Raw genomic sequence first — 7221 nt, 5'->3', positions numbered from 1 at the left:
GATCAAGATCAAGATCAAGATCAAGATCAAGATCAAAACATGTACGATGCGGCGGTTGTATTTACTTGTTGTTGATGCACTGCGACTGCGCGCTGTAGCGAATGGTCTGCAAGCGCCCCTGGCTGTCTTCGAAAGTCATCAGCTTCGGCGTTACGGTGCAGGTTCGTGGGTCACCGGACTGTCGCACGACACTGGCGATATCCAGTTTCATGCCGTAGCGATAGTCCTCGACCGTTGGCATCGGCTTGCCCGCCTTGGCCGCATACGCCAAAACCGCCTGCTGGTGTTCAGCCAGCTGCTGCTCGGTACGGTCATCGGAAAAGGCCAGCGCCTGGCCAGTCAGCACTAGCAGCAATGCGCCGCCAGAAAATAAGGCTTTCATCCTCGAACCTCTGTAGGTCAGTCATCTCGGCACTCAGGCTATCGATGGCCAACCCACAGGGGCATGACGGCAAACTTACATTTCAGAAAGGGACGCTCAGGTCGCCACCTGGTAGCACGGTACGTACGCCGCGCCGCCGGGCAATTTCATGCGGTGCTGGTCGACGAACGCCTGCAGCAGCCGGCCCAGTGGGTCCAGCACGGCACTGTCGCCGTGAATCTGATAGGGCCCGTGTTCCTCGATCAGGCGGATGCCTTTGTCCTTGACGTTGCCGGCGACGATGCCAGAAAACGCCCGACGCAGGTTGGCTGCCAGCTCATGGGGCGGTAGCGCGCGGCGTAGGTCCAGTTCGGCCATGGCTTGGTGGGTCGGATCGAACGGGCGCTGGAAGCTCTCCTCGATCTTCAGCAACCAGTTGAAGTGGAAGGCATCGTTGCGCTCGCGGCGGAACTGCTTCACCGCCTTGAGCCCTTCGACCATGTGCCGGGAGACTTCCGCCGGGTCGTCGATGATGATCTCGTACAGGCGGTGCGCTGCTTCACCCAGGGTGGCGCCGACGAAGGCGTGCAGCTGTTGCAGGTACGGCTCGGCACTGCGCGGGCCGGTGAGAACCACAGGGAAGGGCAGGCCTTGGTTGTCCGGGTGCATGAGGATGCCCAGCAGGTAGAGGAACTCCTCTGCCGTACCGGCACCGCCGGGGAAGATGATGATGCCATGGCCGACACGCACGAAGGCTTCCAGGCGCTTCTCGATGTCCGGCAGGATCACCAGTTCGTTTACGATCGGGTTGGGTGCCTCGGCGGCGATGATGCCTGGCTCGGTCAGGCCCAGGTAGCGGCTGCCGTGCATGCGTTGCTTGGCGTGGGCGATGGTGGCGCCTTTCATCGGCCCCTTCATCACGCCAGGGCCGCAGCCGGTGCACACATCCAGCTTGCGCAGGCCCAGCTCGTGGCCGACCTTCTTGGTGTACTGGTATTCCTCGGTGCTGATCGAGTGGCCGCCCCAGCACACCACCATCTTCGGCTCCACGCCCGGGCGCAGGGTGCGCGCGTTGCGCAGCAGGTGGAACACGTAATCGGTGATGCCCTGGGAGCTTTCCAGATCGATGCGCTGGCTGGCCAGCTCGCTTTCGGTGTAGACGATGTCGCGCAGGGCGCTGAACAGCATTTCGCGGGTGCTGGCGATCATTTCGCCATCGACGAAGGCATCGGCCGGCGCATTGAGCAGCTCCAGGCGCACGCCACGGTCTTGTTGGTGGATCCTGACCTCGAAGTCCTTGTAAGCCTCAAGGATGGTCTTGGCATTGTCGACATGGGCGCCGGTGTTGAGGATGGCCAGGGCGCACTGGCGGAACAGGGTGTAAAGGCTACCGGTACCGACTTCACTCAGTTGCTGCACTTCACGTTGTGACAGCGTTTCCAGGCTGCCTTTGGGGCTGACGGATGCATTGATGACATTGCGTTGAGGCATCTAAGTCTTTCCTGTGCGGGTAAAACATCCTTCTTTGACAACACCATACCGAGAAATGTGGACGGCAACGAGGGGGGCGTGGAAAAAGCTTGAAACCGAGTCGCCTGCAAAGCGGGCGACTCGGTCTTGAATCATCCCAACAGCTTCTGCACACCGAGGGTAATCGCCAAACCACCCCCGACCAGCCACAGGTTAAGAATCGCCCCGGTAGCCAGCGCCTTTGGCCCGGCCTGGCGGATCTGGCTGAAGCGCGTCTCCATCCCCAGCGCGGTCATGGCCATGGTCAAGGCAAAGGTGTCCAGGCTGTTCACCGCCTGGGTCACGCTGCCGGGCAGCACCTGCAGCGAATTGACCAGCACCAGGGCAAGAAAGCCGAAGGCGAACCAAGGCATGGCGATGCGCCCGTTGCCCTGCGCCAGGCCGGCCTGGCGCGACCGGCTGATCCACAGGCCCACCACCAACAGCACCGGCACCAGCAGCATGACCCGGGTCATCTTGACGATGGTGGCGATGTGCGTGGCCTCGGGGCTGACGTTGCTGGCCGCGCCGACCACCTGCGCCACTTCGTGGATGGTGCCGCCCAGCAAAAGCCCGGCGCCCATGGTGTCAAGGTGCAGCCAGCCGGCGTTGATCGCCAGTGGGTAAAGGAACATCGACAAGGTACCGAACAGCACCACGCTACCGACCGCCATGGCGCTTTTATGCGGGGCGCTGCGCAGCGCCGATTCGAATGCCAGCACGGCGGCAGCGCCGCAGATGGCGCTGCCGGCGGCGGTCAGCAAGGCAGTATCGCGGTCCAGCTTGAATACTTTCATGCCGCACCACAGGCCGATCAGCAGGGTGCTGGACACCACCAGCACCGACACGATGAGCCCCGACCAGCCGACCTCGGCAATTTCCTGCAGGCTTACCCGCAGGCCGAAGAATGCCACGGCGATGCGCAACAGGCCGCGAGCGGAAAAGTTGATACCAGCCGCCCAGCTTGCCGGTACACCGTCACGCAGCGCGTTGCCATACAGTGCACCGGCGACGATACCGACGATCAATGGGCTGATGCCCAGGTTGGCGATGGCGGGCAGGGCAGCCAGTTGAGTGACTGCAAGCGCGAACAGCGCGACGAACAGGATGCCATTGAGCCGCCCTCGGGTAGAGAGGGTAGGGGCAAAGGCAGGGTTGGACGGAACCGTGGCCATGTGAGTCCTCCGGAAAGTGTTTCGACAAGGCCTACGTTAATCTGGTTATAAGCTTATAAAAAATCGTAATTTAGGATGGCAAATATCCGAATAGCTGATATTTTTAATTCATGACCCCAGAACAGCTGATAACGTTCGCCACCGTTGCCGAGCACGGCAACATCAGCCATGCAGCCCAGGCCTTGCACTTGTCGCAGCCGGCGGTGTCCGGCCAGCTCAAGCTGTTGCAGGAGGCGTTTGGCGAGCCGCTGTATCAGCGTGCCGGCCGTGGTGTGCGGTTGACGGCAGCCGGCGAGCAGTTGCTGGCCCATGCCGAGCGCCTGCGCGAGACCTTCCGCCAGGCCCGGGCATTGCGCGAGGCCATGCGTGGCCTGGAGCGCGGTACCTTGCGTATCGGTGCCAGTACCACACCCGCCAGCTACCTGCTGCCTTACCTGATTGCCGACTTCCATGCCCGCCACCCGGAGGTGCTGGTGACGACATCGCACGGCAACACGGCGGAAATCGTCGCTGCGCTGGACAGTGTCGACATCGCCCTGATCGAAGGGCCGCCCGGGCAGGAGTTGCCCTTGGGCACGGCAGTGACGGCCTGGCGGGAGGACGAGATCGTTGCCATCGTGCCCAGTGGTCATCCGCTGGCTGGCAGTGACCAGCAGGCCTTGGCGTCGCTGGGTGCCTACCCGTTGGTGCTGCGCGAGAGCGGCTCGGGGGTGCGGCAGATCGTCGAGCGGGCATTTGCCCGTGATGGTGTAGCGATGCGCGTAGCGCTGGAGATTGCCGGGGTGGAAGGGGTGAAGGAGGCGGTGCGTGCGGGGATGGGCGTTGGTTTTGTGTCGGCGATGTCCATCCGCCATGAGGATGGGGCGCTGCACAGGTTGCAGGTGGCGCCCCAGGCACTGGTGCGGCGGTTTTCCATACTGGTGCCGCATGCGGCTACACCGTCGCGGGCGGCTTCGCGGTTCCTTGAATTGTGTGTTGATATGCAAGGGGCAGGAGCGGGTGAAGTCCATTCACCTTGAAGATGTTTCTGTAGCCGGTGGGAGACGTGCAGCCAGTTGCCGAAGTCTGCTACCTGATAGCGCCAGCACGAGGGTCGATATAACCAAGTAACCTGTCAAAAACGCCAGTGTTCAAAGCCCCCGTATCTATTTAAGGTGAAGGCATTCGATGCTTGAAATCTGGAGTAGTCTAGATGAGATGCAACCTTCGAAATGCTGGTATCCAGAATCGCCCGACTTATGGTCAATCCTATACACCTTACGGCTTTTCCGGTAAATCACAATATTCGCCCATTGTCGGATTCGCCGGCCAGTGGTTTGACACGATAAGTGGCTTGTATCCGCTAGGAAATGGTCGGCGTCTGTACAGCCCTTCAATCTGCCGTTTTACCCGTCCTGATTTTTTAAGCCCGTTTGGTGGCGGGGGGATAAATGCGTATGCCTATTGCTCTGGTGATCCTATGAATTATGTTGATCCTTCTGGGTCTTCCAGGAATACGTCCAGGGGGCACGTGAACCCTCAAACGACCTTGGATATCAATATTTTGCAAAAGGAGGGTTTTCCATCAAGCTTGCACCCACAGCTTTTGCATTTCCGGAAAGTGGCGAAGGGAATACATCGAGGGCCGATGGAAAAGAATGTCGTAGTTGCACGGTTATATAAGCATGACGCTCCGCACTATGCGTACACTCGATGGGACCTAAAATACAATTTTGCAACCAATGGGTTTGCAGCGGATTTTGTGGCTGGTAGCCCCATTTTTCATTTGCCGGTTGGTCACTATGAGGCGAAGCTGAATATTTTTGTCTTGGGCGTGGGACCTTTCAAACCCGCACGAGGGCTCGGAAATTCTAAATCTTACGAAGTCCGTAAAAGAGATCTTAAGGGTTTCTCTCTTCCTGCTGCTCAGCACGAGAGACCGCAGCTTGCAGGGGCAGCGTGGCCTGAAGTAGCTAAAGCAATGTGGGATGTGCGTTTCCAAAGGGAGATTGACCGGTTTGATGAGATGCTTGAGCGCTATGGACCACCAAAAGCGCCCCCTTCTCCACCCCCTAGGCGACGCTAACTCCAGAAATAAGCCTTCTCGCTTTCGTTAAGCAGGCACGGCATGCGTTGAGCCACGCCCAGGACACACATTCAATGCGCGCAGCGACTGGTATCGCCTTGCGCCGCTGGCGCCTTTCGCGCTGCCGCCAGAAGGGTAGCCAGCACGATCAACGCGGCACCCGCCGCCATACGCAGGCTCGGCTGGTCACCAAACAACCACCAGGCACCCATGATCGCGTAAACCGGCTCCAGCGCGATGATCATGCCCGCCGTGCGCGCTTCCAGCCCTTTCAGGCTCCTGACGAACAGGAATTGCGACAGGCCGGTGCAGAACACCCCGAGCAGTGCCAGGTTGATCCAGTCGCTGCTGGCCAGGCTGGTGTTGCCCAGGTGGGTGAAGGCAAACGGCGCCACCAGTACGGCCACCACCACGTTTTGCCAGAAGGCTACCTGCATGGCATTCATGCTCGATGCATTGCGGCGGTTGGCTACGGTCAGCAAGGCGAACGCCAGGCCCGAGCCCAACCCCCAAAACAGGCCGAGGGTGCCTTTGTCGAGCAGGTCGAAGGTGGGTACTACCAGCACCAGGCCGGCCGTGACCATCAGCAACAGCACACCTTGTACCGCACCGATGCGCTGGCCGAACACGCCACGCTCGACCATGGCGATGAACGCCGGGAAGCTGGCGAAGCCCAGGGTGGCAACCGCTACGCCACCGACTTTCACGGCAATGAAGAAGGTCACCCAGTGGGTCGCCAGCAGGGCGCCGGTCAGGCCCAGCACTGGCAGGTTGCGCAGGGTCAGCGCATCGAGCAGGCGTGTCCCCTTGAGCCCGGCGACGAAGCCCAAGGCAATGAAGGCGAAGGTGGCGCGGCCGAAGGTGATGATGCTGGCATCGGCTTCTATCAGGTGACCGAGAATGCCGGTCAAGCCGAACAACACAGCGGCAATATGGGCAACGCACAGGGCGTTGCGGTGGCCGGTGGCAGCACCGGCTACGGGGATTGAAGTCGCGATCATGGCAGTCAAGTCTTCACAATGTGGCGCGCGCAAACACTCCCGGCTGGCGCGGCGCGGGTCTCTAATACTGGGAGTTTTATCGTTATGAGCCCGGACGAATTGCCCGGTGCAAAAAGGCGCCACAGCGTTGGAATTGTGAAGCGAGGCTGTTTTACTCGCGGTTACCACGTCGTCCAGCCCACGGCGCGGGGCTGGTCGATGTGTGTATTATTTTTGTATACAGGGTTTTGCAGCCGATTGCGGGCGACGTGTGCTTGTCTGATCGCGACATCGATGGTTGCCTTGCAGCGCCGTCCTACTCGTCGCCGTAGTTCATGATCGACAGCAGGCGAATCGGCACTTGCACCAGTTGCTCCGGGCCGTGCGGGGTTTCGCCGTCGAAGGTCAGGCTGTCGCCAGCGTGCATGTGGTAGAGCTGGTTGCCGTGGCGGTACACCAGTTCGCCTTCCAGCAAATGGAGGAACTCGGTGCCTGGGTGGGCGAAGGTCGGGAACTCTTCGCTGGCGTCGTCCATGCTCACCATGTAAGCCTCGAAGTGCTTCTTCGGCCCTCTGGCGTGATTGAGCAAATGGTAGGTGTGGCCCTTCTCGGTGCCACGGCGCACCACCTCCAGCCCTTCACCGGCTTTTACCAGCAGGGCATTGCCGTCGGGCTGATCATATTGGCTGAACAGCTTGGCCATCGGCATACCCAGCACGTCGCACAGGCGGCTTAGGGTGTCGAGGCTGGTGGATACCTGAGCATTCTCGATCTTGCTCAGCATGCCCTGGCTGATGCCGGCGATGCGCGCCACGTCGGCGAGCTTGAGGGACTGGGCCTGGCGCTGGCGCTTGATCTGCAGGCCCAGGTATTGCTCCAGGCGAAGGCGCGGTTGGGTTTCGGTCGACATCTAATGCCCTGCACGGTTTCAGTTCAAGAATAATATTTTCGCACTTGGAAAGTGCGAAATGCAGCGGCGTGGCCGCTTCTTTCCTCAGAAGAAAACGAGTTTCCCATAAATAGAGCATAAAAAGCTGCCTGGGTTTTGCCCAGCCTGTACTGGCGTCTTGGCGGGTACAGGCCTGGATAAAGAACGCTTTGGATAAGTTGGCAAGCTCGTTGCATTCCTGT

7 protein-coding genes are annotated in these 7221 nt (G+C 60.2%); 2 read left to right on the top strand and 5 right to left on the bottom strand.

What is annotated here, in order from left to right:
• Positions 1-61: 61 nt before the first annotated feature.
• The 3 genes from APH35_RS24320 to APH35_RS24310 form a co-directional block, all read right to left on the bottom strand.
• The gene (locus APH35_RS24320; RefSeq protein ID WP_060515666.1) at positions 62-382 is read right to left on the bottom strand and encodes a DUF2790 domain-containing protein; all 321 of its coding nucleotides are present in this window, start codon (positions 380-382) and stop codon (positions 62-64) included.
• 96 nt (positions 383-478) lie between these two features.
• On the bottom strand, positions 479-1852 hold the full coding sequence (gene ppnN / locus APH35_RS24315; protein ID WP_012271890.1) for a nucleotide 5'-monophosphate nucleosidase PpnN: 1374 nt from the start codon (positions 1850-1852) through the stop codon (positions 479-481).
• 131 nt (positions 1853-1983) lie between these two features.
• Positions 1984-3045 carry a YeiH family protein gene (locus tag APH35_RS24310; RefSeq protein ID WP_060493310.1) on the bottom strand — a complete coding sequence of 354 codons (1062 nt, stop codon included), beginning with the start codon at positions 3043-3045 and terminating at the stop codon, positions 1984-1986.
• A 110-nt stretch (positions 3046-3155) separates the two neighbouring features.
• Here APH35_RS24310 and APH35_RS24305 point away from each other — a divergent pair, with 110 nt between their 5' ends.
• Positions 3156-4064: a LysR family transcriptional regulator gene (locus APH35_RS24305; protein WP_060515665.1), complete on the top strand. Its 909-nt coding sequence runs from the start codon at positions 3156-3158 to the stop codon at positions 4062-4064.
• 173 nt (positions 4065-4237) lie between these two features.
• Positions 4238-5110: an RHS repeat-associated core domain-containing protein gene (locus tag APH35_RS28630; protein WP_082425857.1), complete on the top strand. Its 873-nt coding sequence runs from the start codon at positions 4238-4240 to the stop codon at positions 5108-5110.
• Between the two features lie 71 nt (positions 5111-5181).
• Here the strand turns inward: APH35_RS28630 and APH35_RS24300 are convergent, their stop codons facing one another.
• Positions 5182-6111, bottom strand: coding sequence for a DMT family transporter (locus tag APH35_RS24300; RefSeq protein ID WP_012271894.1), 930 nt, complete (start codon positions 6109-6111; stop codon positions 5182-5184).
• Between the two features lie 295 nt (positions 6112-6406).
• Entirely contained in the window at positions 6407-7000 is a 594-nt protein-coding gene (locus APH35_RS24295) for a helix-turn-helix domain-containing protein (protein WP_012271895.1), read from the bottom strand.
• Positions 7001-7221: the final 221 nt, after the last annotated feature.

The organism is Pseudomonas sp. NBRC 111132 (assembly GCF_001320565.1).
GTDB classification, from domain to species: domain Bacteria; phylum Pseudomonadota; class Gammaproteobacteria; order Pseudomonadales; family Pseudomonadaceae; genus Aquipseudomonas; species Aquipseudomonas putida_P.
This window is presented reverse-complemented; position numbering and strand designations above follow the sequence as displayed.